A 26,658-nucleotide genomic window follows, 5' to 3' on the forward strand; every position below is an offset into this window, starting at 1 on the left:
GGGCGTGCATGCGCTCGGGAGAGGATTTCGACACGGCCAAGCTTTTCAGCGATAAGCACCTGCTGAAAGCTTGACCGGGAACAGAGTATCTACAGAGATGTGCGCTGTTGCTATTTATTGTTGTTGCACTGAGATAACCGGCGCCAGCACCGGCGTCGGTGAAACAAACACCTTGGCATGCATCTGTTCACAGCCGCCGCCACGGCGCATCCCGCGCACCGGGCACGCATCCAGATAATCCAGGCCCACCGCCAGTTTCAAGTGGCGCTCAGGCCGGGCCAGTTCATTGGTCACGTCAAAACTGTACCAGGCGTCATCGAGCCAGGCTTCGGCCCAGGCATGGCTGGCCAGGTGTTCGCTGTTTTCGCTGTACAGGTAGCCCGAGACATACCGCGCCGGAATCCCCAGGCTGCGGGCACAGGCGAGGAACGCGTGGGTGTGGTCCTGGCACACGCCCGAACGACCGGCGAAGGCCTGGGCCGCGCTGGTGTCCACTTCGGTGGCGCCGGGCGTGTAGGTCATGTGCTGGTTCAGGCCATGCATCAAGTCGATCAGCGCTGTGCGATCCCGACGTTGCTTGCACTCCTTTTCGGCAAACGCGCGCAGGGCTGCGTCGGCTTCGGTCAGGCGCGTGAAGCGCAGGAACGGCAGCGCTGACTGGCTTTCGTGCTCGGCTTCGCGCAACTCGTCGATGTCGACCTGACCACGGGCGCCGATGATGATCGCTTCGTGCGGTTCGTCCATCGTCAGCACGTGCAGGATGTTGCCGAACGGATCGAGTTGCGCGCGCACCGGCCGCGGCAGGTCAAGCTGCCAACTGAGCACGTGCTGACGCTCGCTGTCATGGGGGGTCAGTCGCAGGTACTGGATGCTCGCCCGCACCTGATCTTCGTAGTGATAGGTGGTCTCGTGGCTAATCGAAAGTCTCATGCAGCCTCCAGATAAGAACTGTGAATCGCGTTACCCAGCTGGCGCACCAGTGGGATGAACTCGGTGAGCCAGGCGTGCAGGCCTTCGTCGAGAATTTCGTTGATGCCGGTGTAGCGCAGTCGCGCGTCCATTTCCGCCGCCAGGCGCTGCGCGGGACGGCCGTTGGCCCCTGGCAACTGGGCAAGGATCTGGTCGATTTCTTCGGTGCACGCCCGCAGGGAGCGCGGCACATCCGCACGCAGCAACAGCAACTCGGCCACATGCCGGGCGCCGGGGGCGTCGCGATAAATTTCGGTGTAGGCCTCGAATGACGACAAGGCCCGCAGCAAGGCACTCCACTGATAGTACGCGTGGGCCGTGCCATCGCTGACCGCTTCGGCCTGATCACCCGCCATCTCGTAGCGGGCATCGAGCAGGCGCAGCGTGTTGTCGGCGCGCTCAATGAAGGTCCCCAGGCGAATGAAGCGGAACGCATCGTTACGCATGATCGTGCCGTAGGACGCGCCCCGGAACAGGTGGGACCGTTCCTTGATCCACTCGCAGAAACGGCTCATGCCGTAGCGACTCAAGCCTTGCTCGGCAATACCGCGAATTTCCAGCCAGGTCGCGTTGATGTTTTCCCACATGTCGGCGGTGATTCGGCCACGTACCGCGTGAGCACTGGCCCGCGCGGCACCGAGGCAGCTGTAGATGCTGGCCGGATTGGCCGCATCCAGGGCGAAAAAATGCAGCAGTCGTTCGGCGTGCAATTCGCCGTGGCGTTCGAGGTAATCGTCCAGGGTGCCGGTGATCAGCAGCGGCATGGCCAGTTCGTGCAGGCCGTCACCGCGTCCATCCTGTGGCATCAGCGACAGCGAATAACTGATGTCGAGCATCCGTGCGAGATTTTCCGCCCGCTCCAGGTAACGCGACATCCAATACAGATCCGAGGCAGTTCTACTTAACATGACAGGCTTCCTTCAATCCTCGACCACCCAGGTGTCCTTGGTTCCGCCGCCCTGGGAGGAGTTCACCACCAGGGAGCCTTCGCGCAGGGCGACACGGGTCAAACCACCGGGCACGACCCGGGTTTCGCGACCAGACAATACAAACGGACGCAAGTCGATGTGACGTGGCGCGATGCCGCTTTCGACAAAGGTCGGACAGGTCGACAACGACAGCGTCGGTTGCGCGATATAGGCATGGGGCTTGGCAATGATCCGCGCGCGGAAGGCTTCGATTTCCGCTGCCGTCGCCGCCGGCCCCACCAGCATTCCGTAGCCGCCGGAGCCCTGGGTTTCCTTGACCACCAGTTCCGGCAAATGGGCCAGTACGTGGGAAAGTTCCGAGGGGTTACGGCACTGCCAGGTCGGTACGTTCTTCAGGATCGGTTCTTCATCCAGATAGAAACGGATCATGTCGGTGACGAACGGGTACACCGACTTGTCGTCCGCCACCCCGGTGCCGATGGCATTGGCCAACACGACATTGCCGGATCGGTAAGACGACAGCAGCCCTGGCACGCCGAGCATCGAATCCGGATTGAACGCCAGCGGGTCGAGGAAGGCGTCGTCGAGGCGACGGTAGATCACATCGACGGCTTTAGGCCCGTCAGTGGTGCGCATGAACACCTTGTCGTCACGTACGAACAGGTCCGCGCCCTCCACCAGCTCCACGCCCATTTCCCGTGCCAGGAACGCATGTTCGAAAAACGCGCTGTTGAAACGCCCCGGCGTCAGCACAACAACGCTCGGGTTGTCGATCGGGCTGGAGCTTTTCAGGGTATCGAGCAGCAGGTTCGGGTAGTGGTCGATGGGGGCGATGCGTTGTGCCGCGAACAGTTCGGGGAACAGTCGCATCATCATCTTGCGGTCTTCGAGCATGTAGCTGACGCCGCTCGGCGTTCGCAGATTGTCTTCAAGCACGTAATAGGTGCCGTCGCCGTCGCGCACCAGATCGACGCCCGAGATATGCGAGTAGATATCGCGGTGCAGATCCAGCCCTTGCATTGCCAACTGGTATTGCTCGTTGGCCAGCACCTGCTCGGCCGGAATGATGCCGGCCTTGATGATGCGTTGCTCGTGATAGAGGTCGGCGAGAAACATGTTCAACGCCTTGACCCGCTGGATGCAGCCGCGCTCGACAATGCGCCATTCACTGGCGGGAATGCTGCGGGGAATGGTGTCGAAGGGAATCAGTCGCTCTGTCCCTTGCTCATCACCGTAGAGCGTGAAAGTAATCCCGGCGCGATGAAACAACAGATCGGCCTCGCGTCGCCGTTGTGCCAAAAGCTCGTCAGGCGTTTCGGCCAGCCAACGGGCAAACTCCCGATAATGCGGGCGGACCTGGCCGCCGGCATCGTACATCTCATCAAAATAGGTGCGGATCATGCCGTACTCCTTGTCACCCGGACATACAGGCCTTCGCAAGGCCCGTGCCATCGGCAGAAACGCTTTGATATCAATCAGTTGGATAATCACCCCGCACGCACCGCACCAATCCTGTGCGGCAAATGCCCCAACCCGATCGCCTCCGCTTCATTGCAAGGCGTTGTTGACGCCTGTCACCAGCATAGTCGGTAGGTTGCGGCTTGCCGGCGAAGTGTTTTTTAGTCATGTGGTGCGCTCGGGGACGCCTTCGCTGGCAAGTCGGATCGCCGCACCGCAGCGCCTTGTATTCAACTTCCGATCCGCTCAAACGAAAACGGCCAACCCGAGGGTCAGCCGTTAGTGATGCTTGCTGCTGTTCATAAGCTTATGCGAGTCGCCCTCGTACCTCCTGTTTGACACCCCAGCCTTCAATGATGCCGCCCAATGGCTCGACCACAGCTTCGAAACCCTGTTCGAAATCGCCGATGTCATCGTAAGTGGCGTACATGACCTTGCTCAGTTCAAGTGCCCATGCGCCGTCATCGCGCACACTGATTTGCGCATTCAGGGATTCACCACGGTAATGACCTGCCGCCCTGCGTGCCCGCTCCTCGTCCGGGAAAATGGCGTAGAACTCGATGGGATGGAACCGTGAAAAGTCGAAACCGCCTTCTTTCATGCGGCGCAGAACGCTGCTGCTGATATCTTCTTGATAGGCTGTGCTCATGAAACGTCCTCCTCAAACTGATGGATAGACTTTCCGTACTCCCAGCGTGCGCAACCGAACGGTGCGAACGACGGCATCCGGTGTGCCGACGGGAAACAAGCATGGAGCTGACAAGACCAGACCTTAGCGATCCATTCGCTGATCTCGCTTGCAGATTAGCCCCAAGATAGAGCCGCTGCCAAGGCCTGGTTGAGAATGTAACAAGAGATATTCAGATTGGCGTGATGCCGAGGATTTGAATGCTGTTCTGGGCCCTGAGACTTTTGACAGTCGCATCGGCGGTTCGCCCTTCCAGATCGTTCAGATCCAGTTCGGCGGCGACGGGGAGCAATCGGGCCTTGATGAGTTTGGCCGCGTGTTCGTTATCCGGGCACTCGTCGCACTCAAAGACTTCGTCGACAGTTTCACCGTGATCATCCACGAAAGTGATTTTCCACTTTTGCATCAGTGCCTCCTCGATAAAACCCATGGATGGGCCTCTATCCATCTCGACCTTGATAGCTGGCTAATCGTTCCGCCAATCCACACGATCGATCTGCAGGAGCGAGCTTGCTCACTCCCGCATGGGTGCATCATCAGTCGTTGCTGGGCTTGTTCACCGCCTGCAATACGTATTGCGGCAAGGCAAAGGCGCCGATGTGGATTTCCGGATTGTAGTAGCGGGTGATGATGCCACTGCCGGCAAAACGCTGTTGCAGGGTTTCGCGGGACAATTTGCGATAAGCGGTATTGGTCGCGCCCCAGGCGAAGGTCATCGCCCCGCCGATGTAAGTCGGCACGGCGGCCTGATAGAAGTGCCAGTCCGGGAACAGGCTGCGAAGGCGACCGGCGGTGGTCTTGACCTCTTCGATCTGCATGAACGGCGTGCCGTTCTGCGTGACCAGGATGCCGCCTTCGTTCAGGCAACGGTGGCACGCCTGATAGAAGTTTTCCGAGAACAGCACTTCGCCTGGCCCGATCGGGTCGGTGGAGTCGGAAATGATCACGTCGAACTTTTCAGTGGTGGTGGCGACGAAACGCATGCCGTCGTCGATGACCAGGTTCAGGCGTGGATCGTCGAACGCGCCCTTGGAGTGATTCGGCAGGAATTCCTTGCACATGTCGACCACGGTACCGTCGATCTCGACCATGGTGATGTGCTCGACGCTGCGGTGCCTGGCCACTTCACGCAACATGCCGCCGTCGCCACCACCGATGATCAACACGCGCTTGGCGGTGCCATGGGCGAGGATCGGCACGTGGGTGAGCATTTCGTGGTAGATGAATTCGTCGGCTTCGGTGGTCTGGATCACGCCGTCCAGCGCCATGACCCGGCCCATGCGCGAGTTCTCGAAAATCACCAGGTGCTGGTGTTCGGTGCGAACTTCGTGCAGCAGTTTTTCCATGCGAAAACGCTGGCCATAGCCTTCGTAGAGGGTTTCCAGGTAATCGTTGGTCGGGGTGGTGCTCATGGGAAGCGCTCCGATGATTGCGGGTGGCAACGGACGGTTACCCGCCCATGATGGCCAATCGATCGGCTCGATTGCCCGGGAAAGGCGCGCATTTTACGTCGCGGAAGATGACAGGTCGAACCTCACTCGATGGCTCGCCAGAATGCCTTGTGGGAGCGAGCCTGCTCGCGATAGCGATTTGTCCGCCACATTAATTCTGAATGTGCCGCCGTCATCGCGAGCAGGCTCGCTCCCACAGGTTTTATGTCGCTTGGGAGAATGACTTCAGATCCGTACGTTACCCCGTGGCCCGGCGATCGCCCAGATGATCAGCCCCAAAACCGGCAGCAACAGGATCAACAGCACCCAGAGGACTTTCATCCCGGTTTCGGCGCCACTTTTCAGTACGTTGATGATGGCCCAGATGTCCAGGGCAAGGATGATCAGGCCTACCAGGCTGTTGAACGTGGAACCCATGGTGACGCTCCTGAAGAGTGATTGGCCCTCTTAGGATAGCTGCCCAAGGCCAGGGTTCCGTTTTTATTGACAGCTTTGGCGTTTCAGACGTGGATGGCGACTTTCAAGGCTTCCAGGGACGGTGCAGCGGCGATCCCCACTTCGGCGCACAACTCAAGCACCCGAGGCACGTCGTTGCCATAGACCAGAACCACTTGCAGTTCGTCGTCGAGCAACTGGCTGAAGTTCATCAGTACATAGCCACCGTTTTCCTTGTTCAGGCTGCTCATTTGCACCTGGATGCGATTGAGCGCGGTCAGGGCTTCGGTCTTGGCCAGTTGTTTGGGCTTGAGATTGAATTCGACACCCGGCCCGAACGAAGCAACGATCTGCGCAAACAGGTCCATGTAGGTGTCGGCCTGGAACAGCACGGTCTCCGGCAGGCTGCCGACCACTACCCATTCGCCCAGCGGGATCGGGAAGGTGTCGTCGTAATTGATGTCAGGGTTGGCCGCCAGAAAAGCCTCTGGGTCCGCGTATGCCTGGGCCGCCTCGTCAGCGACCTTGAGGATTTCGTCATCGCCCATGCACCCGGAGCTGATTTTGCTGATGAGTTCGACGAGTGCGGCTTTCATGGGGGCAGATCCTGTAGCGAGGGAATTTTGAGGGCGCGAAGGATAACGCATTCAAGATGACAGTGTGGCGAGGGAACTGGCTCCCTCGCCACAGAAGAACAGCGTCAGCCCGGCAGTTTTTCCAGTTGCGCAACGGTATCGACCGCCCCCATGGTCCTGGCGGCCTCCAGCGCGGTGATGCCATTGGCGTCCTTGGCTTTCGGGTCGGCGCCCTTGCTGATCAGGTAGTCGACGATGGCGACGCGGTTGAACATCGCCGCCATCATCAGCGCGGTACGGCCATCGAAAGACGAGCCTTCGACTTGCGCCCCACCTTCCACCAACGCCGTGACTACTGCCAGGTCACCCTTGAAGGCGGCACCGGCAATCGGGCTCTGGCCGTTGTCGTTGCGGATTTCCGGATCGGCCTTGTGTTCGAGCAAGACTTTTACCGTGTCCAGATGACCATGGTAAGCGGCGAGCATCAGCAAGGTGTCGCCCTTGTGATTGCGCAGGTTCGGCGGCAGGCCCTTGGTCAGCAGCGCAGCCATCATGGCCGCATCGCCCTCGCGTGCCTTGTTGAATACCTGCTCGGCAAATTCGGCCGCTTCTTCGGGGGTCATCTGGCGGCTTTTGTCGGACATTGAACGCTCCACTTTCAGTTATTCGCAAAGCCGACAGTTTCCCGAGCAGCCCCGGCACTGTCACTTCTTTTTTCTGAAACGAGGCCATAGGCACACTCAATATCGATATCGACCGCCGTGAATATCCTTCAGCACCTGCTCGGTCACCTGCACGTACGTTTCGGTTCCCGGCAGCCAGGCGTAGATCGGGTCAGCGCCGGTCCGGGCCGGGTCGAACGCTTCATCCTTGAGCCGGGTTTTCTGGTATTTGAACGTCCCGGTGGTCTCCATCTTCACTTTCACCCGCAGGAATAACGGCACGGCGTAGGCCGGCATCTGTTGCCGGGCAAAGGCCAGCAGTTCGGTGAAATCCAGGGTGGCCAGGGATTCGGCCGGCGTGATGGCGGCCATCCCGGCGCGACCATTGGTATCACGGACTTCCACGCCATAGGCCACGGCTTCGGAGATTTGCGGGTGTCGCAGGAGGATGTTCTCGACCTCGGTGGTCGAAACGTTTTCCCCCTTCCAGCGATAGGTATCGCCCAGTCGATCAACAAACTGCGCATGGCCAAACCCAATGTTGCGCAGCAGATCGCCCGTATTGAAGTAGCGGTCGCCCTTGACGAACACGTCGTGGAGCACGACTTTTTCAGTCTTTTGCGGATCGGTGTAACCGTCCAGCGGCGCCTTGTCGTCTATTTTGGCCAGCAACAAACCCTGCTCACCCTTGCCGACCTTGCGCATGAAGCCGTTGGCCTGGCGAATCGGCGCGCCGCTGTCGTGATCGTAAACCGCCAACTCCCAGGACATCAGGGAAAAACCGACGGTGTTGTCGAAATTCAGAATGTTGGTGAAACCGATGTTGCCGTCACTGGCGGCGTACAGCTCGCAAATGTGACGCACGCCGAAACGTGTCTTGAATTCGCCCCATGCGCCAGGGCGCAGGCCGTTGCCGATCATTTTGGTGACAGCGTGCTTGCGGTCGTCGGCACTGCGCGGTTGATCGACCAGATAACGGCACAATTCGCCGACGTAACCGAGGGTGGTCGCGCGGTATTTGCGCACATCGTTCCAGAACTGACTGGCGCTGAACTTGCGGCGGATGGCGAATCCCGAGGCACCGCTGATGGCCGAGCCCCAGCACACACAAAGCCCGGTGGCGTGATAGAGCGGCAAGCTGCAATAGACGATATCGTCCGGGCGCATGTCCAGCGCGATCATGCCGAAGCTCGCCGAGCTGCGCATCCAGCGCCCATGCTTGAACACTCCGGCCTTGGGCAGCCCGGTGGTACCCGAGGTGTAGATATAGAAACAGGGGTCGTCGCAAAACACCTGCTGAGTGTTGACGGGGTTGTCGCCGGGGCTGTCGATGCTGGCGGTCATCAGGTTGATGAAACCCTCGGGAGCAATGCCAGGATGGCTGTAGGTATCCCGATCAGCGACAAACCAGGTGCGAGGCCGCGCAATCGAAACCCGCTCGCGCACCGCCAAATACGCCGCGACCAATTCTTCGCCGACGACGATGGCCGCCGGCGCGACCAGATTCAGGCTATGCACCAGGGTATCGCGGGTCTGCGAGGTATTGAGCAAGGCGCTGATCGCACCGACCTTGGCCACCGCCAATATCGTCACCAGCAGCTCCGGACGGTTCTCGATGAATACCGCCACCACATCGCCCTTGCCGATGCCTTGGGCAATCAAGTGATGGGCGATGCGATTGGCCCACTCGTTGACCTGTGCATAAGTCAGCACCACCTCGCCGAACAGCAAGGCCGGGCCCTGGGGATTGCGCAAGGTGGCTTGTTCGAAACTCCAGCCCAGGCCACACGCTTGGGTCGGGTCCTTGACGTTAGCCACCTTCATCCCCTTCACCACCCGTGGAATGGCTTTGGCAATGGTCGGCAGCTTGCGGAGCATCATGCCCCAGGTGATCGTGTCGCTTGGCGTGCGGCTCATGATTGCTCCCGTTCTGTCTTCTTATTGTCGGGCGGCGTTGATTGAGCCCGAAAATACGTCAACGGTTCTTGAGCTGTACACGCGGTTTTTGAAATGTTTTGTATCCGCCACAGCGATGTTGGAAATCATGAGCATCTGCGCGCGCAATGGTTCCATCGAATCGCCGACGACCACGCAAAATGCAGGATGCACGATGGCCATTCATGCAAATTGCACGGAAGAATAAATCAGTAAAAATATTAACTTACTGATTTATATAGAATTTTAGTTAATGGGCGTACTGGCACAATCACTGCAACTACCTCCTCATGCTTGCCATTCCAGAGCTAACGGAGCCGAAAGACATGAGCCTGATCCAAGAAAAATTTTCGTCCTTGTTCTCCAACTTCGAAGTCACCACCCAGGCACGACCTGACGGCGGGATTCTGCTGACCCTGCGCGGTGGCGAAGACAAAGTGTTCAAGCGCTCGATTTCCTACCAGCAATTGCACAACGGCGATCAACTGTCGTGGGTCATCAGCGCGATTCGCCGAGACCTCGCCGAACAGGCCAGCGAATTGCCGCAAATCTCGATGCTCCAGAGCCAGCAGCGGTTTGCCTTGCCCACCTATCATTCGCTGTAAAGCCTGAAACAACTGTAGGAGCGAGCCTGCTCGCGATGGTCGTCAACGATGACGCCTGTGGCCTGGTTAAACGCGGGCACTCCGGTCCATCGCCAGCAGGCTGGCTCCTACGGGTTATGTGTGGCCCGGAACGAAGCGGGATCGATCCGCGCAAAACTGTCCACCGTGACATGCCCCGCCAACGCCCCGCCCTCACGGGCCAGTCCGCATGTGGCCATCCCCGCTGTGCGCGCCGCATTCAGCTCTTCGACGATATCCGACAGAAACAGAACCTGCGAGGCTTGCACGCCAATGGCCTGGGTGATGCGGGTATAGGACTGCGCTTCGCGCTTGGGTCCTGATGTGGTGTCGAAGTAGCCGCTGAACAGCGGCGTCAAATCCCCTGCCTCCGAGCAACCGAAAATCAGGCGCTGGGCCTGGATCGAGCCCGAGGAATACACAAACAGTTGATAGCCATCCTGATGCCAGCGTTTCAGCGCTTCGACGGCATCCGGGTACACATGACCTTTCAACTGACCTGCCTGATAACCCTGCGCCCACACCATCCCTTGCAAGGCCTTGAGCGGCGTGGCCTTGCGGTCTTCGGCAATCCAGCTCAGCAGAATCCCGATCACCCGCTCGACGTCGGCATCCGGCTCGTCGCTGTCGCGGCGCACGCTGGCCAGTTGTTCGGCGACGTCGTTGCGCCCGGCGTTCTGACGGACAAAATCGGGCAGGTGTTTCGCGGCATAGGGGAACAGCACGTCAAACACAAAACTCACCGCGCTGGTGGTGCCTTCGATGTCGGTGAGAATTGCTTTGATCGGCATCGTTTCAATCCTCAAGACGCGGGAAGCGGCCAGCGATGTCATCGCCGGTGAAATTGGCCACCCAGCCTTCCGGGTTGTTGAACAGGCGAATCGCGACGAAATGCGGATGCTCGCCCATGTCGAACCAGTGCCTGGTACCGGCGGGCACCGAGATCAGGTCGTTTTTCTCGCAGAGCACGGCGTAGACGTAATCGTCGATGTGCAGGGTGAACAAGCCACGGCCGGCGACGAAAAAGCGCACTTCATCCTCGGCATGACGGTGCTCATCAAGGAATTTGGCGCGCAATTCGGCTTTTTGCGGGTGATCGCTGTTCAGGCTGATTACGTCGACTGTGATGTAACCGCGCTCGGTCATCAGCCGGTCAATCTGCTCTTGATAAGCGCCGATCACTTCTTCCTGACTGGCGCCCGGCTGGATCTTCGCCGCCGCTTGCCAGCGATCAAACCGCACGCCCTGCTCGGCCAGGGTCGAGGCGATGTCTTCGAAATGGGTCAGCACCTTGTTTGGAATGTCAGGGCTTGAGACGTGGTAGACGGACAGGCTGCTCATCAGGCAACTCCTAAACGGTTCATGCTTTACGGTTAGAGAGCGAGCGGGTTTTCAACTCGCACTCGAACAAGAATTCAAAGGCCTCGATCTGCCGCAGGGCGTCGCTCATGCGCGCGCCCCAGGTGTAGAGGCCATGGCCGCGAATCAGGTAGCCGACACAATCGGGATGAGCGTCGAGCCAAGGCTGCACCTTGGCGGCGAGGCGCGCAATGTCCTGATCGTTATCGAAAATCGGCACCCGCACCCGCGTCTCGTGGGTGGTCACGCCACTGAAGGCTTTTTGCAGTTCGTAATCTTCGAAATCGATGAAGTCTTCAGGCGTCAGGCGCGACAGCACCGTGGCGTTCACCGAATGAGTGTGCAACACCGCGCCGATCTCCGGGCGCCAGCTGTAGAGCTGAGTGTGCAGCAGGGTTTCGGCGGACGGCTTCTTGCCGGGCTCCAGGCTGTTGCCCGACAGATCCGTGGCCAGCACATCGTCCAGGCCCAATTGGCCCTTGTGCTTGCCCGACACCGTCAACAGCACTTCGGTTGGCGACAGGCGGGTCGAATAATTGCTGCTGGTGGCGGGCGACCAGCCGCGGCCATACAGAAAACGTCCGGCGTCGATGATTTCCCGGGCGAGGTGTTCACGGGTAAGGCTCATGGCCTGTCCTCTTGCATGCACGTGGCAATGATAACGGCAGCCGCCAGGGCTGCGAGGCTGGCAATACTAAAGGTCAATGCGGCGCCCAGGACGTTCCAGCTGTAGCCGGAGTACAACGCGCCCAGGGCGCCGCCAGTCCCGGCCAACGCAGCGTACAACGCCTGGCCCTGGCCTTGTTGGCGCGCACCGAAGCTACGTTGCACGAATGAAATGGCAGCGGCGTGAAAGCTGCCGAATGTCGCCGCGTGCAGTACCTGGGCAAACAACAACACCCAGAGGAACTCGGCCAACGAACCCAGCAACAACCATCGCAACGCCGCCAGCAGAAAACTCGCCAGCAGCACCCGGCGCAACGAGTAGCGCGCGAGGATCCTGCTCATGGCCATGAACATCAGCACCTCGGCCACCACACCGACAGCCCAGAGCATGCCGATCACCCCGCGGCTGTAACCCAATCGCTCGAGGTGCAAGGTCAGAAACGTGTAGTACGGACCATGGCTCATCTGCATCAGCGCCACGCACGCGTAAAAGGCCAGCACGCCGGGGCTGCGCAGCTGCTTGAGGAATCCCTCCCCCGCCACCCGGTGGCCCGGCGCCGGTTGCGCGTTCGGCACCCACAGGCTGCTGAGCACGATCCCGGCCATGATCAGCACCAGCGCCGCCGGGTAGATGTCCAGACTCAGCCATTCGAACAACCGGCCCAGCGCGACCACGGTGATGATGAAACCGATGGAGCCCCACAGGCGAATCTGGCTGTAGCGCGACGTCTGGCCCTGCAGATGTGCGAGGGTGATGACCTCGAATTGCGGCAACACCGCGTGCCAGAAGAACGCATGCAAGGCCATGACCATCGCCAGCCAGGCGTAGGTCTTGCTGACGAAAATCAGCGAAAAGGTCAGCAGCGTGCAGACCGCGCCGAATCGTACGATGGCCAGCCGCCGGCCGGTGTAATCCCCCAGCCAGCCCCAGATGTTCGGCGCCACGCATCGCATCAGCATCGGGATCGCCACCAGCTCGCCGATGCGCGCAGCGGAAAACCCCAGGTGATTGAAGTACAGCGCCAGGAACGGCGCCGTCGAACCGAGCAAGGCGAAATAGAACAGATAGAAACTGGAAAGCCGCCAGTACGGCAGCGCCGCCGCAGCCATCAGACTGCAGCGGCTATCAGGTCAGCCATTAAAGCTGACCCAGCACCGGGGTGCTCACGCGCACATCGGCGTTCTGCCCACGGTGACGCAGCAGGTGATCCATCAACACGATGGCCATCATCGCTTCGGCAATCGGCGTGGCGCGAATGCCGACGCACGGATCGTGACGGCCCTTGGTGATAACGTCCACCGGGTTGCCATGGATGTCGATCGAACGGCCCGGCGTGGTGATGCTGGACGTTGGCTTCAGGGCCAGGTGCGCGACGATCGGCTGACCGGAGGAGATGCCACCGAGAATGCCGCCAGCGTTGTTGCTGAGGAAACCTTGCGGGGTCATTTCATCGCGATGCTCGGTGCCACGCTGGGCGACGCTGGCGAAACCGGCGCCGATTTCCACGCCCTTGACCGCATTGATGCTCATCAGCGCATGGGCCAGTTCCGCGTCGAGGCGATCGAAAATCGGCTCGCCCAGACCCGGCATCACGCCTTCGGCGACCACGGTGATCTTGGCGCCGACCGAATCCTGGTCGCGGCGCAACTGGTCCATATAGGCTTCCAGCTCTGGCACTTTGTCCGGGTCCGGGCTGAAGAAAGCGTTCTGCTCGACCGAGTCCCAGGTCTTGAACGGGATTTCGATCGGACCGAGCTGGCTCATGTAGCCGCGAATGACGATGCCCTGGGTCGCCAGGTATTTTTTCGCGATCGCGCCAGCGGCTACGCGCATGGCGGTTTCACGGGCCGAACTGCGGCCACCGCCACGGTAATCGCGCTCGCCGTATTTATGGTGGTAGGTGTAGTCGGCGTGGGCCGGGCGGAACAGGTCCTTGATCGCCGAGTAGTCCTTGGATTTCTGGTCGGTGTTGCGGATCAGCAGACCGATCGAGCAACCGGTGGTACGACCTTCGAACACGCCGGAGAGGATTTCGACTTCGTCGGCTTCCTGGCGCTGGGTGGTGTGGCGACTGGTGCCAGGCTTGCGCCGGTCGAGATCGCGCTGCAGATCTTCCAGCGAAAGCTCAAGGCCCGGCGGGCAGCCGTCGACAATGGCGACCAACGCCGGACCATGGCTTTCGCCAGCGGTGGTGACAGTGAACAGCTTGCCGTAGGTATTGCCGGACATGCAGGACGCTCCGTGAAATGAACCTGAATACGTAATGCGCGCCAGTATACGCAGGCTACCCAAGTAGTTCATCCTCGAACCTTCCGGGTGCCGGCGAGTCCAAACGGCATCTTCGTTCATGATGGCGTGATGATGCTGCGAGTTCTAGCCTTGAGCCTTACCCTGTTTACCGGTTTCGTCCAGGCCTCCGTCCTGCAACGGCCGATCACGCTGGATACCGGCAACGGCGAGCTTTTCGGCTCGCTGTTGCTGCCCAAGTCCGACACTCCTGTACCAGTTGTCCTGATCATTTCCGGCTCCGGCCCAACCGATCGTGACGGCAACAACCCCGACGGCGGGCGCAACGACAGCCTGAAACGCTTGGCCTGGGTGCTGGCCAAACACAACATCGCCAGTGTGCGTTACGACAAACGCGGCGTTGCGGCGAGCCTGGCGGCGACCCCCGATGAACGCAATCTGACGCTGGAGGCCTATGTTTCCGATGCTCAAGCCTGGGGCCAGAAGCTCAAGGCCGATCCACGCTTCGGCGAGCTGATTTTGCTGGGGCACAGCGAGGGTGCCTTGATCGCCAGCCTCGCCGCACCGAGTGTCGATGCGGCCGCGGTGATTTCCTTGTCCGGCAGCGCACGGCCGATCGATCAAGTGGTGCGCCAACAACTGAGCAATCACCTGCCACCGCAACTGATGCTGCGCAGTAACGAACTGCTCGACAGCCTCAAGGCCGGGAAGACCGACGACAACGTGCCACCGCCCTTGCAGGCAATATTTCGCCCGAGCGTGCAGCCGTACCTGATTTCGCTGTTCCGCCAGGACCCTGCGGCGGCATTTGCGAAGTTGAAAATGCCGGCGCTGATCATCCAGGGCAGCAACGATATCCAGGTCGGCGTCAATGACGCCAGAATGCTCAAGGCCGCCAAACCGGACGCCGAACTGGCAGTGATCGAAGGCATGAACCACGTCATGCGCATCGTGCCCAACGATGTGAAACGGCAATTGGCTTCCTATAAGGATCCGCAATTGCCCCTGGCGGCAGAACTGAGCACTCGAATCCTCGGGTTTATTGACGGACTTCGCGCCAGTTGAGCGCTTTAGGCGACAACGTGGCGTGAAAACCGGTCGAGAACGCCCCCTGGCCCTCCAGTCCTGAAAAAAACGGCCGATAAGCCTTTGTCGCCAGCGCACTGGCTGGCGACAAGCAGAGCTTGGACAGGATCTCGCCGTTATGACTGATACCCAGACTTCACCCGACACCACCGCTGAACAAGACACACCGCCAGTGGTCGAGCTGCCTTGGGCGGACGTCCGCGTCGAGCACCACAAGATGCTCCGTCTGGCGCCGTTGCAGACCGACCGCAATACCGGCGGGCGCCCCCTGCGCTTTGTCGAGTTCGGTTATGCCGAACGCAACGACAAGCAGCGCAGCCTGATGCGCATGAACATCACCCTGCCCGGCCAACGCGTGCGCAAGGAACAGAATCAGCTCGACGTGTGGGTCGACCACAGCGAAAAGCGTGTGCATTTCGGGCCCGACAGCGGCCTGCAAATCGAACCGCTGAACCGCGGTATCGGTCGTTTCATGGCGGCCCAGGGCATTACCTGGGCGAAGAAGAGATGGCCGGGCTACACCGTCGACGGCACCGACCTGAACAACAAAGATGCGCTGAACGAAGACACCCGCCTGCGTCGCGACCATTTTTTGCGCGTGCACGGTTTCGATGTGGTCTACGCCGACGCCCAGCATTTGAAGGGCAGCGTCAAGGCAGTCCAGGTCGGCGACCTGTCGGGTGACTGGAACACGGAAAAACTGCAGGTTGTGGAAATTCTCGAGGCAGCGCAGATGCTCCAGCAAGCCGAGCACAACCTGGCCGAGCAGGAAGTCAAACTCAAGAAACACGAAGAAAAAGTCAGCAAGTACAAGCGCGAAGACGCCGGGCTGCGTTTCACCATCACTTGCCTGGTGGCGTTTGCGGTGTTCCAGGCGGGCTTGTTGATCTGGATTGCGACGCACCGGTAAGCGCCGAAATCAGTCGGTGGTGAGACGCTTTTGTGGCGAGGGAGCTTGCTCCCGTTCGGCGGCGAAGCCGTCGTAAACCTTTCCCTCGTTGAGATTCTGGTACACCAAGTCGGCAGGTTTGGGGGCTGCTACGCAGCCCAACGGGAGCAAGCTCCCTCGCCACAGTGATTGCGGTCAGACGCGGGAGGCGAATAGCGCCTGATGATCCCGGCACTGTTCTGCCGACAGCATGAACACCCCATGCCCGCCGCGCTCGAATTCCAGCCAGGCGAAATCGACTTCAGGGTACAACGCCTCGACGTGTACCTGGCTGTTGCCCACCTCGACGATCAACAACCCCTTCTCGGTCAGGTGATCGGCCGCTTCGGCGAGCATGCGCCGTACCAGATTCAAACCATCCTCGCCGCAGGCCAGGCCCAGCTCCGGTTCATGCTGGTATTCGTCAGGCATGTCGGCGAAGTCTTCGGCATCGACATAAGGCGGGTTTGACACGATCAGGTCGAAACGCTGCCCCGGCAAACCGTCGAAACCATCACCCTGCACGGTGTAGACCCGTTCATCGACACCGTGACGCTCGATGTTCTGGTTCGCCACCTCCAGCGCTTCGAACGACAGGTCGGCCAGTACCACTTCGGCATTCTGGAACTCGTAGGCGCAGGCGATACCGATGCAACCGGAGCCGGTGCACAGGTCGAGAATTCGCGCAGGCTCGTTGGCAAGCCAGGGAGTGAAGCGGTTTTCGATCAGCTCGCCAATCGGCGAACGCGGGATCAGCACGCGCTCATCGACAATGAATGACATGCCGCAGAACCAGGCTTCACCCAGCAGGTAAGCAGTCGGCACGCGTTTTTCGATCCGGCGCTTGAGCAGGTGCTGCAGATGAACGACTTCGTCTTCCTCCAGATTGCAGTCGAGGTAGCTATCGGAGATTTCCCACGGCAGATGCAGCGCGCCCAACACCAGTTGACGGGCTTCGTCCCAGGCATTGTCAGTGCCATGGCCGAAAAACAGATCCTCCCCATGGAAGCGACTGACGGCCCAACGGATATGGTCACGCAGGGTACGAAGGCGGGAAGTGATCACGACGGCAAACTCCAGAAAAATCGACGGGCGATTCTATCAGCCAAACGCCGTCGCGACGACGCAGGAAAACCACCGGTGCAAATGTAGGACCCTTCTCTTTTTTCCGCTTGGGGTTGAACAAAACGGCCCACTTGACAAGGCTGCACGCCAGTAACGACGGTGCCTGCGATGGTAGCGATTCACAGAAGCGCTCAGCCAGAGGAGAATGTCGCAAAAGCCCCACTCAAAGGAGCCCCAGAATGTCCGTTCCAAAAACGATGTTTCAACTCAGCGGCCGCGGTTACGCAGCAGCCAATCTGAGCCACGCGACACTTGTGATCATCGATGCCCAGAAAGAATACCTCAGCGGTCCATTGGCCCTGAGCGGCATGGACGCTGCCGTCGCGAACATCAAGCAATTGCTGGCCGCGGCCCGTGCCGTCGGCCGCCCGATCGTGCATGTACGCCACCTCGGCACCGTCGGTGGCCTGTTCGACCCACAAGGCGAGCGCGGTGAATTCATCCCGGGGCTCGAACCACAGGGCGACGAAACCATCATCGGCAAATTGCTGCCGAGCGCGTTCCACGGCACCCCACTTGAAAAACGCCTGCAGGATCTTGGCGCCCTCGACCTGATCGTCTGCGGTTTCATGAGCCATTCCAGCGTCAGCACCACCGTACGCGCCGCGAAGAACCTGGGCTTCCGTTGCACCCTGGTGGAAGACGCCTGTGCCACCCGCGACTTGCCCTACAAGGGCGGCGTCCTGAGCGCCGAGCACGTCCAGCAGACCGAAATGGCGATCATGGCGGACAACTTCGCCACCCTCGCGCTGACTCGAGATCTGATCTGATCGACGTTCAATGAGCGGTCTAAAGCGCCGCTCATCCGCAAAAGCCTCTCGTTAGCCGTAATTGTCTTAGCCTCAGGAACATCCCGGTCAACTCCCGGTCGAAGGGCCGATACCCATTGAGGAAGGTCGGAATGAAGTTATCCGATGGTTTTGACGCTCGCCGCTTGCGGCCCAAAGGCCGAAGCAACTGGCGTTTTCGAATCGGCGCGACGATTGCCGCGTTGCTGGCCATGTCTGGCGTGCTGCTGATCATGGCCGGCATTGCCAGCCTCCTCGGCCACGCACCCGCCCTGGGCGAAATGAACACCAACCGCGCTGGCGCCGCGGTGATTCTGGCGATTGGCCTGGTCGTGCTGTACGTCGGTGTCTGGTTGTGGCGGCGCTGCCGTCGTCGCGCACGCCAGTCGCGGGAGCTGGCCATGTCCCCGCATTTGATGAAAAAACACGACTGAGCCGAAGGTCGCGCGTTTTGTCGCGCGCCCATTCGCTTCGAGTTGGGTAAACTGGCCGCCCTTCGCGGAGGCTGACATGCAAGACGACGATTTTTCCCTGTTCAAAAGCGCGATCCAAGGCGTCAAGCCGATCAAGCACGATCGCGCCGAAACCGGCAAACCCAAGGCTGACCGCGCGCAGATCGCCAAGCTGCGTCAGGCCGCCACCGTGCGCACCGACGCCACCACCGTAGACGGGCTGTCGGATCAATTTGTCATTGATGTCGGTCCGGAAGACGAGCTGATGTGGGCGCGCGACGGTGTGCAGGAAAGCCAGATGCGCAAGCTCAAGATCGGTCAGATTCCGTTCGAAGGCAGCCTCGACCTGCATGGCATGAGCGTGGAAAAGGCCCGGGAAACCCTCTGGGCCTTTCTGGCTGAAGCCACCAAATTCGAAATTCGCTGCGTGCGCGTCACCCACGGCAAGGCCGTGCGCCTGGACGGCAAGCGGCCGATGATCAAAAGCCACGTCAACACGTGGTTGCGCCAGCATTCGCAGGTACTGGGCTTCACCTCGTGCCAGGCCAGGCACGGCGGTGCCGGCGCCGTTTATGTGATGCTCAAACGAACCATGATGGAAGGTCGGGACGAGTAAAGCTGATGCGTCATGCTTGCAGCGACGTGTCCGCCACCGTACCCTTGCCCTTTGCGTAAAATCCCACAGGTAGTTTCATGTCCCTGGAACAGAATTACACCGCGATTCTCGGCCAACTGGGCGAGGACGTCTCCCGCGAGGGCCTGCTCGACACGCCAAAACGTGCCGCCAAAGCCATGCAGTACCTCTGCCGCGGGTATGAACAGACGCTCGAAGAAGTCACCAACGGTGCCTTGTTCAGCTCCGACAACAGTGAAATGGTGCTGGTCAAGGACATCGAGCTGTACTCGTTGTGCGAGCACCACCTGCTGCCGTTCATCGGCAAGGCCCACGTCGCCTACATCCCGAGCGGCAAGGTCCTGGGGCTGTCGAAAGTTGCGCGGATCGTCGATATGTACGCCCGCCGCCTGCAGATCCAGGAAAACCTCAGCCGCCAGATCGCCGACGCGGTCCAGCAAGTCACCGGCGCCCTGGGCGTTGCAGTGGTGATCGAGGCCAAGCACATGTGCATGATGATGCGCGGTGTGGAAAAGCAGAACTCGTCGATGATCACCTCGGTGATGCTCGGCGAGTTCCGCGAGAACGCTGCGACTCGCAGTGAATTCCTCAGCCTCATCAAGTAATTTGCAGCACGAAGAAAACCGGCATTCATCGCCGGTTTTTTTTCGTCCGAGAAAATCAGGTAAGCTGCGCGCCCTTCATTTTTCGCTCCGTGAGGCTTTCAACGTGTTCGTAAAAGCGCTTCGTGTCGGCCTTGGCCAACTGATCATCTTCATCGACTTCATCACCCGCCCAGGCAAAAAGCAGCGCCCGGCCGAGGCTCAGGCCCAGGTCAACAGCGCCGCCAAGGACCTGACCCTGTATCAATTCCACGCCTGCCCGTTTTGCGTGAAAACCCGCCGCACCCTGCGCCGCCTGAATGTGCCGGTGGCCTTGCGCGATGCGAAGAACAACGAACAGGATCGCCAGACCCTGCTGGAGCAAGGCGGCAAGATCAAGGTGCCGTGCCTGCGCATCGAAGAGAATGGCCAGACCACCTGGATGTATGAGTCCAAGGTGATCATTGATTATCTGGACAAGCGCTTCGCTGCGGCCTGAAAAACTTCAGCGGGGCCGCTACAGTCACCACACATCTTCAGGCAAAAATAAACCGGCCCTTGCGCCGGTTTATCTGTTTTCAGGCGGCTTGCGCCGCTTGCGCCTGACGCACCACCGCCGCCAACCGCTTGAGCCCCTCATCCAGCCGCGCCGGATCGATGTGGCTGAAATTCAACCGCAGATGACCGGGGTTGTTGTCCGGATCCGGGAAGAACGGCTCGCCCGGCATGAACGCCACATCATTGGCCAACGCCGTGTGCAGCAAGGTTCGGGTATCCAATGGCTGCTTGAGGCTGAGCCAGAAAAACAGCCCGCCTTGCGGCACCTGCCAATCCGCCAGGTCGGCAAAATGCGTCTCCAGGGCCGATTGAAACGCGTCGCGACGCCCCCGGTAGAAGTCGCGCAATTCACTCAAATGCTCCCGGAATTTTTCGCTGCCAATCCACTGCTGGGCTTGCCACTGGCCGACGCGGTTGGTGTGCAGATCCGCCGATTGCTTGAGTTTCAACAAATGCGGAAACAGATCCGCGCTGGCTATCAGATAACCGACGCGCAAACCCGGCAGCAAGGTTTTCGACACGGTGCCAGTGTAGATCCAGCTGGATTTTTTCAAGCGACTGACAATAGGTGTCGCACTGCCACCGTCGAAGGTCAGTTCGCGGTAAGGCTCGTCTTCGATCAGGGTCACGCCGAACTCGTCGAGCAACGCCGCCACTGCATCGCGCTTGGCTTCGCTATACCGCACGGCCGATGGATTCTGGAACGTCGGGATCAGGTAGATGAACGCCGGACGGTGTTTTTCCAGGCGTACGCGCAATTGCGCCAGGTCCGGGCCATCGGCTTGCAGCGGCACGGTCAGGCATTCGGCACCGAACAGCTGGAAGATTTGCAGTGCCGCCAGGTAGGTCGGCGCTTCGAGCAGGATCTCGGTGCCCTTGTCGATGTAGAGCTTGGCCGCCAGATCGAGGGTCTGTTGCGAACCACTGACCACCAACACCTGACTCGCCTCGCAGGGCACGCCCAGCGCCCGGGCCTCGGCTGCCAACATCTCGCGCAACACCGGTTCGCCCTCACTCATGCCGTATTGGCCCATGGTCAGCGGCATCTGATCCCATTCGACCTTTGGCAACATGGCTTCGGCCGGTAACCCGCCGGCGAACGACATCACTTGCGGGCGCTGGGCAGCGGCAAGGATTTCACGGATCAGAGAACTTTTAAGGCGCGAAACACGTTCGGAAAAAGCCATGGGGATCACCGGTAGCGAGGCCAGAGGAAAATGAGTCAAACTTGTTGACCGAAATTACGTCAGCCCGAGCGGATACGTCAATATGCTTGACCTTAAAAACCCGACATCCCAGCAACAAGCCATGGAAGCGTTTTTCTTCGGCTACCAGGCCTTCACCGCCAAGGCCGATGAAATGCTTGAACGCCGAGGCTTGAGCCGTGTGCACCAACGCATCGTGTTTTTCATCGCCCGTTACCCGAACTTGAGTGTGAAAGAGTTGCTGGCCTTGCTGGGCGTAAGCAAGCAAGCCCTGAACATGCCACTGCGCCAATTGCTGGAAATGCATCTGGTGAACAGCATTGCGTCCGAGACCGACAAGCGTAAACGCCTGCTGGAGCTGACCGACGAGGGGGCGCGCCTCGAGCAGGCGCTGCGTCGTGAGCAGGTGAGATTGCTGGAGCGGGTGTTTGCCGAGGCCGGGGAAACGGCGGTGAATGGGTGGTTGGCGGTGAATCTGGCGCTGGGGAAAAGTCAGGCAGCTATTGATTGATGACTCCGGCAATTTCGCGAGCAGGCTCGCTCCCACAGGAAAACTCGGTCGGATGTGGGAGCGAGCCTGCTCGCGAAGGCGACTTGACTGGCGATATATCACTATCGCCTGAATTTTCGTAAACAAAACAAAAAACAATATTTGCTTTATTTGTACACAAAAGCATAATCCACCTCGTGCGAGTTCCTGACCAAGCGGTCAACAAAATCGCAAGTGCCTCAAAGGGCCGCTGCCACCCTCTCGGGTCCGGCCCTGGAAATAACAATAAAACTCTTGAGGAGTATTCGCTGTGGAAAGCCGCAAATCCGAAGCATCGACGCTGGATCTCTCGCCGCCTTTACGCAATGGCTGGCTGGAGCGCATCTTTAAACTCAGCTTGCATGGCACCACGGTGAAGACCGAGTTGATTGCCGGTCTGACAACCTTCATCACCATGGCCTACATCATCTTCGTCAACCCCAACATCATGGCGGACGCCGGGATCGATCACGGTGCGGCGTTCGTCGCCACCTGCATCGCCGCCGCACTGGGTTGCCTGCTGATGGGCCTGTACGCCAACTGGCCGGTCGGCCTGGCGCCGGGCATGGGCCTGAACGCCTTCTTCACCTATACCGTGGTCGGCACCATGGGCTACAACTGGGAGACCGCCCTCGGTGCGGTGTTCGTGTCCGGTGTGCTGTTCATGATCCTGACCTTCTCTCGCGTCCGCGAATGGCTGCTCAACAGCATTCCGGTGAGCCTGCGCTTCGCCATGGGTGCGGGTGTGGGCCTGTTCCTGGGCCTGATCGGTTTGAAAACCGCCGGCATCATCGTCGACAGTCCGGCCACCTTGATCAAACTGGGCTCCCTGCGCGAGCCAGCTCCGCTGCTGGCCGCCATCTGCTTCCTGATGATCGCCGTACTCAGCTACCACAAGGTCTTTGGCGCCATCCTCATCAGCATCATCACCGTAACCCTGGCCGGCTGGGGCCTGGGCCTGGTGCATTACGAAGGGATCATGTCGGCACCGCCGAGCCTGGCCCCGACCTGGATGGCGATGAACCTTGCTGGCGTGTTCAACGTCAGCATGATCAGCGTGGTGCTGGCCTTCCTCTTCGTGCACATGTTCGACACCGCCGGCACCTTGATGGGCGTGGCGCAGCGCGCCAATCTGGTCAACGCTGACGGCCGCATCGAAAACCTCTCCCGCGCCATGAAAGCCGACAGTGCCTCCAGTGTATTCGGCGCGATCGTCGGTGTTCCTCCTGTCACCAGCTATGTGGAAAGTGCCGCGGGTGTAGCGGCGGGTGGTCGGACTGGTCTTACCGCAGTGACCGTAGGTGTGCTATTTATTGCAGCCATGTTCTTCGCTCCGCTGGCCGGCATGATTCCCGCCTACGCCACCGCAGGCGCACTGATTTACGTGGCCATGTTGATGATGGGTGGCATGAAGCACATCGAGTGGGACGAAGCGACCGACAGCATTCCGGCGATCGTCACCGCCATCATGATGCCCCTGACCTTTTCGGTCGCCGACGGAATCGCGCTGGGCTTCATCACCTATGTGGTCCTGAAGGCCGGCACTGGCAAGTACAAGGAAATTTCCGCGAGTCTGTGGGTGCTCTGCGCGATCTTCATCGCCAAGTTCATCTTCTTGTAAACCTTACGCGGTACGCGCTTCAAACCAGCCTCACCCCGTCGGGTGAGGCTTTTGTGCAAATGGAGGAAAGTGATGAGTCTGGAAACCTGGCTGCTGTTCAGCGGCGCTGCGCTGGTGGTGATCCTGATCCCGGGGCCACTGTCTTTGCTGATGATCAGCAACAGTTTGAATTACGGTCTGGTGCGTTCCTACCCGGCCTTTCTCGGTGGCGTGATTGCCTCGATTTGCCTGCTGAGCGCTTCGGCGCTGGGTCTGGGCGCGCTGCTGCTGGCGTCGGAGCAATTGTTCAGCGCATTGAAGATCGTCGGTGCGCTGTACCTGTTCTACCTCGCCTGGCAGAGCTGGCAGCAATCGCGTCAACCGGCCCATGGCGCCGAAGTGCCTCAAGCGGCCCCGGCGCCACGCTTTCGTGCCCTGTTCGGGCGCGCCTTCATGCTGGGTGCGAGCAACCCGAAAGACATTCTGTTCTTCGCCGCCTTCCTCCCGCAGTTCCTGAGCGCCGAACAGCCGTTCCTCCCGCAGTTGCTGGTGATGATTGCCACCTGGACCGTGCTGGACCTGATGTGCAAATTGGCTTACGGGCTGGGTGCCCATGGCGCGGCGCGGTATCTGCGCAGTGGCAAGGGGCAGAGCTGGTTCAACCGGATCAGTGCCGGGTTGTTCAGTGGAGCCGGGGCAGCGTCCCTGCTCAGCCGTTAAGAGCTTCGCTGGCAAGCCAGCTCCCACAGGTCGTGCGAATCACCTTGTAGGAGCCGGCTTGCCGGCGAAAGCGCCAGCGCAGGCACCACTTTTCTCCAGGCGAAAAAAAGCCCGCAGTGTGAGCGGGCGAAAGACCAAAGAAGCTATATGCGCAGTCGCTTCCAGGTTGAGGCAGCTGCTTGGGGGATCAGCTGCCGCGATACGTGGAGTAGCTGTACGGCGAAATCAGCAAGGGCACGTGATAGTGGTCCTGCTCCGCAGAAATGCCAAAACGCAGCACCACCACATCCAGGAACGCCGGTTCCGGCAGTTGAACGCCACGGGCGCGGTAGTAATCGCCCGCATGAAACTGAACCTGATAGACCCCGGTACGGTAGTCATCACCTTGCAACAACGGTGCATCGACACGGCCATCGCTGTTGGTTATCGCGCTGGCGACCAATTCCAGCTGCGAACCTTCAACACGGTACAACTCGACCTTGATCGAGCTACCCGGGCAGCCATGTGCAGCGTCCAAAACATGTGTAGTCAAACGTCCCATTGATTCTGCGCGCCTGCCTGCATGAAGCAGTCAGACCTCGCGCCTCCCGAAGTCAGTTGAAAAGGAGACCGCACCGTTTCGGAGCACGAAAAGCTGCGGCGAGCGACTGATTAAGACACTTTTCAAAAAAATTGTACACAATAAAAACGACATTTTTACCGCGACCAGCGCCATCCACGGATTTCCCGGCGATTAACGGCTGAACCGCGGACTTGTTGAACCCTCCAGCCATTAGCTGACCTATCAGGCAGGTTTCTTGCAGGACCGGGTCAAGCGCACGAAAAGATGACCGTTAAAGAAAAATGCAAAAAATCAGGCTTACAAATTGAATATAAAGTTGTATACAATCAGTCCATCGCTGTGACGCCAGCCTGCCATCGAGTTTTTCAGCTGCGTCGCACCAACCGTCATCATCGAATAAGAAGGAAGCCTGCAGTGAGCGCTGACTACCCACGCGACCTGGTCGGTTACGGCAGTAACCCTCCTCACCCACACTGGCCGGGCAATGCCCGCATCGCCCTGTCGTTCGTACTCAATTACGAAGAAGGCGGCGAGCGCAACATCCTGCACGGCGACAAGGAATCCGAAGCCTTCCTGTCTGAAATGGTCTCGGCGCAGCCGCTGCAAGGCGCGCGCAACATGAGCATGGAATCGCTTTACGAGTATGGCAGCCGTGCCGGTGTCTGGCGGATTCTGAAACTGTTCAAGGAATTCGACATTCCGCTGACCATCTTCGCCGTCGCCATGGCCGCCCAGCGTCACCCGGACGTGATCCGCGCCATGGTCGAAGCCGGCCACGAGATCTGCAGCCACGGCTACCGCTGGATCGACTACCAGTACATGGATGAAACCCAGGAACGCGAGCACATGCTCGAAGCGATCCGCATCCTCACCGAAATCACCGGCGAACGCCCATTGGGCTGGTACACCGGCCGCACCGGCCCGAACACCCGTCGCCTGGTGATGGAAGAAGGCGGTTTCCTCTACGACTGCGACACCTACGACGACGACCTGCCCTACTGGGAACCGAACAACCCGACCGGCAAGCCGCACCTGGTGATCCCGTACACCCTGGACACCAACGACATGCGCTTTACCCAGGTCCAGGGTTTCAACAAGGGCGACGATTTCTTCGAATACCTCAAAGACGCGTTCGACGTCCTGTACGCCGAAGGCGCCGAAGCACCGAAGATGCTGTCGATTGGCTTGCACTGCCGTCTGATTGGCCGTCCGGCGCGTCTGGCCTCGCTCAAGCGCTTTATCGAATACGCTAAAAGTCATGAACAGGTGTGGTTCAGCCGTCGCGTCGACATTGCACGCCACTGGCAAGCAACCCACCCGTACCAAGGGGCTGCCAAATGAGCACCTTTCAATCCATCAAGCCATCGACCCTGAGCCGCGACGCTTTCGTCAGCGCGTTCGCCGATATCTACGAACATTCGCCATGGGTGGCCGAAAAAGCCTTCGAGCTGGGCCAGGACGCTTCGATCGACGAGATCGAAACCCTGCACCAGCGCATGAGCGACATCCTGTTGAGTGCTGATCAGCAAAGCCAACTGGCCCTGATCAATGCTCACCCGGACCTGGCCGGCAAAGCCGCCGTCCAGGGCGAGTTGACCGAAGCCAGCACTAATGAACAGGCTGGCGCCGGTATTCACCAATGCACGGCCGAAGAGTTCCAGCGCTTCACCGAGCTGAACGACGCCTACAAAGCCAAGTTCAAGTTTCCCTTCATCATGGCGGTAAAAGGCAGCAACCGGCATCAGATCCTCGCGGCGTTCGAAACGCGCATTCACAACTCGGTCGACACCGAATTCAAGTGCGCGCTGGCGGAGATCAACAAGATCGCCCTGTTCCGTTTACTGACCCTATAGCGACCTTGGCCCGAGCGTAACTGAACGCACAAATCGCCC

General features: G+C 59.7%; 31 protein-coding genes and 1 pseudogene. 14 read left to right on the plus strand and 18 right to left on the minus strand.

The features are described from left to right. Positions 1–114: 114 nt before the first annotated feature. The 10 genes from ACVWYU_RS12785 to ACVWYU_RS12830 all read right to left on the minus strand — a co-directional run bounded on the left by ACVWYU_RS12785 (position 115) and on the right by ACVWYU_RS12830 (position 9,084). Positions 115–930 (minus strand): transglutaminase family protein, encoded by an 816-nt coding sequence (locus tag ACVWYU_RS12785; protein WP_247256136.1) that lies wholly within the window; start codon positions 928–930, stop codon positions 115–117. Continuing rightward, the gene (locus tag ACVWYU_RS12790) at positions 927–1,877 is read right to left on the minus strand and encodes an alpha-E domain-containing protein (protein ID WP_047531601.1); all 951 of its coding nucleotides are present in this window, start codon (positions 1,875–1,877) and stop codon (positions 927–929) included. The genes ACVWYU_RS12785 and ACVWYU_RS12790 overlap by 4 nt, the downstream gene beginning before the upstream one ends. 12 nt (positions 1,878–1,889) lie before the next feature. Further along, positions 1,890–3,299, minus strand: coding sequence for a circularly permuted type 2 ATP-grasp protein (locus ACVWYU_RS12795; RefSeq protein WP_090324017.1), 1,410 nt, complete (start codon positions 3,297–3,299; stop codon positions 1,890–1,892). Between the two features lie 364 nt (positions 3,300–3,663). After that, entirely contained in the window at positions 3,664–4,005 is a 342-nt protein-coding gene (locus tag ACVWYU_RS12800) for a ribonuclease E inhibitor RraB (RefSeq protein WP_060541568.1), read from the minus strand. A gap of 211 nt (positions 4,006–4,216) precedes the next feature. Further along, complete coding sequence (locus tag ACVWYU_RS12805; RefSeq protein ID WP_090327478.1) at positions 4,217–4,450, minus strand: hypothetical protein; 234 nt, start codon at positions 4,448–4,450, stop codon at positions 4,217–4,219. A 130-nt stretch (positions 4,451–4,580) separates the two neighbouring features. Next, on the minus strand, positions 4,581–5,456 hold the full coding sequence (gene speE / locus ACVWYU_RS12810; RefSeq protein WP_247256137.1) for a polyamine aminopropyltransferase: 876 nt from the start codon (positions 5,454–5,456) through the stop codon (positions 4,581–4,583). Between the two features lie 264 nt (positions 5,457–5,720). Continuing rightward, positions 5,721–5,912 (minus strand): PLDc N-terminal domain-containing protein, encoded by a 192-nt coding sequence (locus ACVWYU_RS12815; RefSeq protein WP_047531608.1) that lies wholly within the window; start codon positions 5,910–5,912, stop codon positions 5,721–5,723. Positions 5,913–5,995: 83 nt separating this feature from the next. After that, positions 5,996–6,526: a hypothetical protein gene (locus tag ACVWYU_RS12820; protein ID WP_247256138.1), complete on the minus strand. Its 531-nt coding sequence runs from the start codon at positions 6,524–6,526 to the stop codon at positions 5,996–5,998. A gap of 104 nt (positions 6,527–6,630) precedes the next feature. Then, positions 6,631–7,149, minus strand: a complete 519-nt coding sequence (locus ACVWYU_RS12825) for an ankyrin repeat domain-containing protein (protein WP_090324024.1) — start codon at positions 7,147–7,149, stop codon at positions 6,631–6,633. 96 nt (positions 7,150–7,245) lie between these two features. Next, positions 7,246–9,084 carry a long-chain-acyl-CoA synthetase gene (locus ACVWYU_RS12830; protein WP_457372841.1) on the minus strand — a complete coding sequence of 613 codons (1,839 nt, stop codon included), beginning with the start codon at positions 9,082–9,084 and terminating at the stop codon, positions 7,246–7,248. Here ACVWYU_RS12830 and ACVWYU_RS12835 point away from each other — a divergent pair. Both ACVWYU_RS12835 and ACVWYU_RS12840 read left to right on the plus strand, forming a co-directional pair. After that, entirely contained in the window at positions 9,047–9,310 is a 264-nt protein-coding gene (locus ACVWYU_RS12835; protein WP_248914730.1) for a hypothetical protein, read from the plus strand. The genes ACVWYU_RS12830 and ACVWYU_RS12835 overlap by 38 nt on opposite strands. A gap of 118 nt (positions 9,311–9,428) precedes the next feature. Then, entirely contained in the window at positions 9,429–9,707 is a 279-nt protein-coding gene (locus ACVWYU_RS12840; RefSeq protein ID WP_090324029.1) for a DUF3509 domain-containing protein, read from the plus strand. 107 nt (positions 9,708–9,814) lie between these two features. Here the strand turns inward: ACVWYU_RS12840 and mtnC are convergent, their stop codons facing one another. Genes mtnC through aroC form a run of 5 tightly spaced genes read right to left on the minus strand, consistent with a single transcriptional unit; the run spans position 9,815 to position 13,980 of the window. Further along, positions 9,815–10,516 (minus strand): acireductone synthase, encoded by a 702-nt coding sequence (mtnC, locus tag ACVWYU_RS12845; protein WP_457372842.1) that lies wholly within the window; start codon positions 10,514–10,516, stop codon positions 9,815–9,817. Between the two features lie 4 nt (positions 10,517–10,520). Further along, positions 10,521–11,066: a 1,2-dihydroxy-3-keto-5-methylthiopentene dioxygenase gene (locus ACVWYU_RS12850; protein ID WP_248914732.1), complete on the minus strand. Its 546-nt coding sequence runs from the start codon at positions 11,064–11,066 to the stop codon at positions 10,521–10,523. Positions 11,067–11,085: 19 nt separating this feature from the next. Then, positions 11,086–11,712: a methylthioribulose 1-phosphate dehydratase gene (locus ACVWYU_RS12855; RefSeq protein ID WP_457372843.1), complete on the minus strand. Its 627-nt coding sequence runs from the start codon at positions 11,710–11,712 to the stop codon at positions 11,086–11,088. Then, positions 11,709–12,860, minus strand: a complete 1,152-nt coding sequence (locus tag ACVWYU_RS12860; protein ID WP_457372844.1) for an MFS transporter — start codon at positions 12,858–12,860, stop codon at positions 11,709–11,711. The genes ACVWYU_RS12855 and ACVWYU_RS12860 overlap by 4 nt, the downstream gene beginning before the upstream one ends. 28 nt (positions 12,861–12,888) lie before the next feature. Continuing rightward, complete coding sequence (gene aroC / locus ACVWYU_RS12865) at positions 12,889–13,980, minus strand: chorismate synthase (RefSeq protein ID WP_457372845.1); 1,092 nt, start codon at positions 13,978–13,980, stop codon at positions 12,889–12,891. An 86-nt stretch (positions 13,981–14,066) separates the two neighbouring features. On the opposite strand from aroC, the pseudogene ACVWYU_RS12870 reads away from it, so the two are divergent. Beyond that, positions 14,067–15,063, plus strand: a pseudogene (locus tag ACVWYU_RS12870) (alpha/beta hydrolase); the annotation flags it as partial. Positions 15,064–15,202: 139 nt separating this feature from the next. Continuing rightward, the gene (locus ACVWYU_RS12875) at positions 15,203–15,994 is read left to right on the plus strand and encodes a hypothetical protein (RefSeq protein ID WP_090324041.1); all 792 of its coding nucleotides are present in this window, start codon (positions 15,203–15,205) and stop codon (positions 15,992–15,994) included. A 174-nt stretch (positions 15,995–16,168) separates the two neighbouring features. Here ACVWYU_RS12875 and prmB read toward each other — a convergent pair whose 3' ends face one another. Then, complete coding sequence (gene prmB, locus ACVWYU_RS12880) at positions 16,169–17,077, minus strand: 50S ribosomal protein L3 N(5)-glutamine methyltransferase (RefSeq protein WP_247256144.1); 909 nt, start codon at positions 17,075–17,077, stop codon at positions 16,169–16,171. 239 nt (positions 17,078–17,316) lie between these two features. Between prmB and ACVWYU_RS12885 the strand changes: the two genes are divergently transcribed. The 5 genes from ACVWYU_RS12885 to ACVWYU_RS12905 all read left to right on the plus strand — a co-directional run bounded on the left by ACVWYU_RS12885 (position 17,317) and on the right by ACVWYU_RS12905 (position 20,091). Further along, positions 17,317–17,907, plus strand: coding sequence for a cysteine hydrolase family protein (locus tag ACVWYU_RS12885; protein ID WP_457372846.1), 591 nt, complete (start codon positions 17,317–17,319; stop codon positions 17,905–17,907). Positions 17,908–18,038: 131 nt separating this feature from the next. Continuing rightward, a complete protein-coding gene (locus tag ACVWYU_RS12890) occupies positions 18,039–18,359 on the plus strand; it encodes a hypothetical protein (RefSeq protein WP_247256145.1) in 321 nt (106 codons plus the stop codon). A 76-nt stretch (positions 18,360–18,435) separates the two neighbouring features. Beyond that, complete coding sequence (locus tag ACVWYU_RS12895; protein ID WP_017339764.1) at positions 18,436–18,993, plus strand: Smr/MutS family protein; 558 nt, start codon at positions 18,436–18,438, stop codon at positions 18,991–18,993. Between the two features lie 77 nt (positions 18,994–19,070). Beyond that, entirely contained in the window at positions 19,071–19,616 is a 546-nt protein-coding gene (gene folE / locus ACVWYU_RS12900; protein ID WP_003204506.1) for a GTP cyclohydrolase I FolE, read from the plus strand. A 103-nt stretch (positions 19,617–19,719) separates the two neighbouring features. Further along, positions 19,720–20,091: a glutathione S-transferase N-terminal domain-containing protein gene (locus tag ACVWYU_RS12905; RefSeq protein ID WP_090324048.1), complete on the plus strand. Its 372-nt coding sequence runs from the start codon at positions 19,720–19,722 to the stop codon at positions 20,089–20,091. Positions 20,092–20,170: 79 nt separating this feature from the next. Here the strand turns inward: ACVWYU_RS12905 and ACVWYU_RS12910 are convergent, their stop codons facing one another. Then, positions 20,171–21,337 (minus strand): aminotransferase-like domain-containing protein, encoded by a 1,167-nt coding sequence (locus ACVWYU_RS12910; RefSeq protein ID WP_457372847.1) that lies wholly within the window; start codon positions 21,335–21,337, stop codon positions 20,171–20,173. A gap of 82 nt (positions 21,338–21,419) precedes the next feature. Here ACVWYU_RS12910 and ACVWYU_RS12915 point away from each other — a divergent pair, with 82 nt between their 5' ends. From ACVWYU_RS12915 to ACVWYU_RS12925, 3 genes are all read left to right on the plus strand, one after another. Further along, positions 21,420–21,866 (plus strand): MarR family winged helix-turn-helix transcriptional regulator, encoded by a 447-nt coding sequence (locus ACVWYU_RS12915; RefSeq protein WP_247256147.1) that lies wholly within the window; start codon positions 21,420–21,422, stop codon positions 21,864–21,866. A gap of 289 nt (positions 21,867–22,155) precedes the next feature. After that, positions 22,156–23,505: an NCS2 family permease gene (locus tag ACVWYU_RS12920; protein WP_090324053.1), complete on the plus strand. Its 1,350-nt coding sequence runs from the start codon at positions 22,156–22,158 to the stop codon at positions 23,503–23,505. Positions 23,506–23,577: 72 nt separating this feature from the next. Next, on the plus strand, positions 23,578–24,204 hold the full coding sequence (locus ACVWYU_RS12925; RefSeq protein ID WP_457372848.1) for a LysE family translocator: 627 nt from the start codon (positions 23,578–23,580) through the stop codon (positions 24,202–24,204). A gap of 187 nt (positions 24,205–24,391) precedes the next feature. Here ACVWYU_RS12925 and uraH read toward each other — a convergent pair whose 3' ends face one another. Next, positions 24,392–24,745: a hydroxyisourate hydrolase gene (uraH, locus tag ACVWYU_RS12930; protein ID WP_008031462.1), complete on the minus strand. Its 354-nt coding sequence runs from the start codon at positions 24,743–24,745 to the stop codon at positions 24,392–24,394. A gap of 435 nt (positions 24,746–25,180) precedes the next feature. Between uraH and puuE the strand changes: the two genes are divergently transcribed. Both puuE and uraD read left to right on the plus strand, forming a co-directional pair. Further along, the gene (gene puuE / locus ACVWYU_RS12935) at positions 25,181–26,107 is read left to right on the plus strand and encodes an allantoinase PuuE (RefSeq protein ID WP_090324056.1); all 927 of its coding nucleotides are present in this window, start codon (positions 25,181–25,183) and stop codon (positions 26,105–26,107) included. Further along, complete coding sequence (uraD, locus tag ACVWYU_RS12940; protein WP_090324058.1) at positions 26,104–26,619, plus strand: 2-oxo-4-hydroxy-4-carboxy-5-ureidoimidazoline decarboxylase; 516 nt, start codon at positions 26,104–26,106, stop codon at positions 26,617–26,619. The genes puuE and uraD overlap by 4 nt, the downstream gene beginning before the upstream one ends. Positions 26,620–26,658 lie beyond the last annotated feature (39 nt).

The sequence above is a fragment of the Pseudomonas sp. TE12234 genome, from assembly GCF_054061835.1.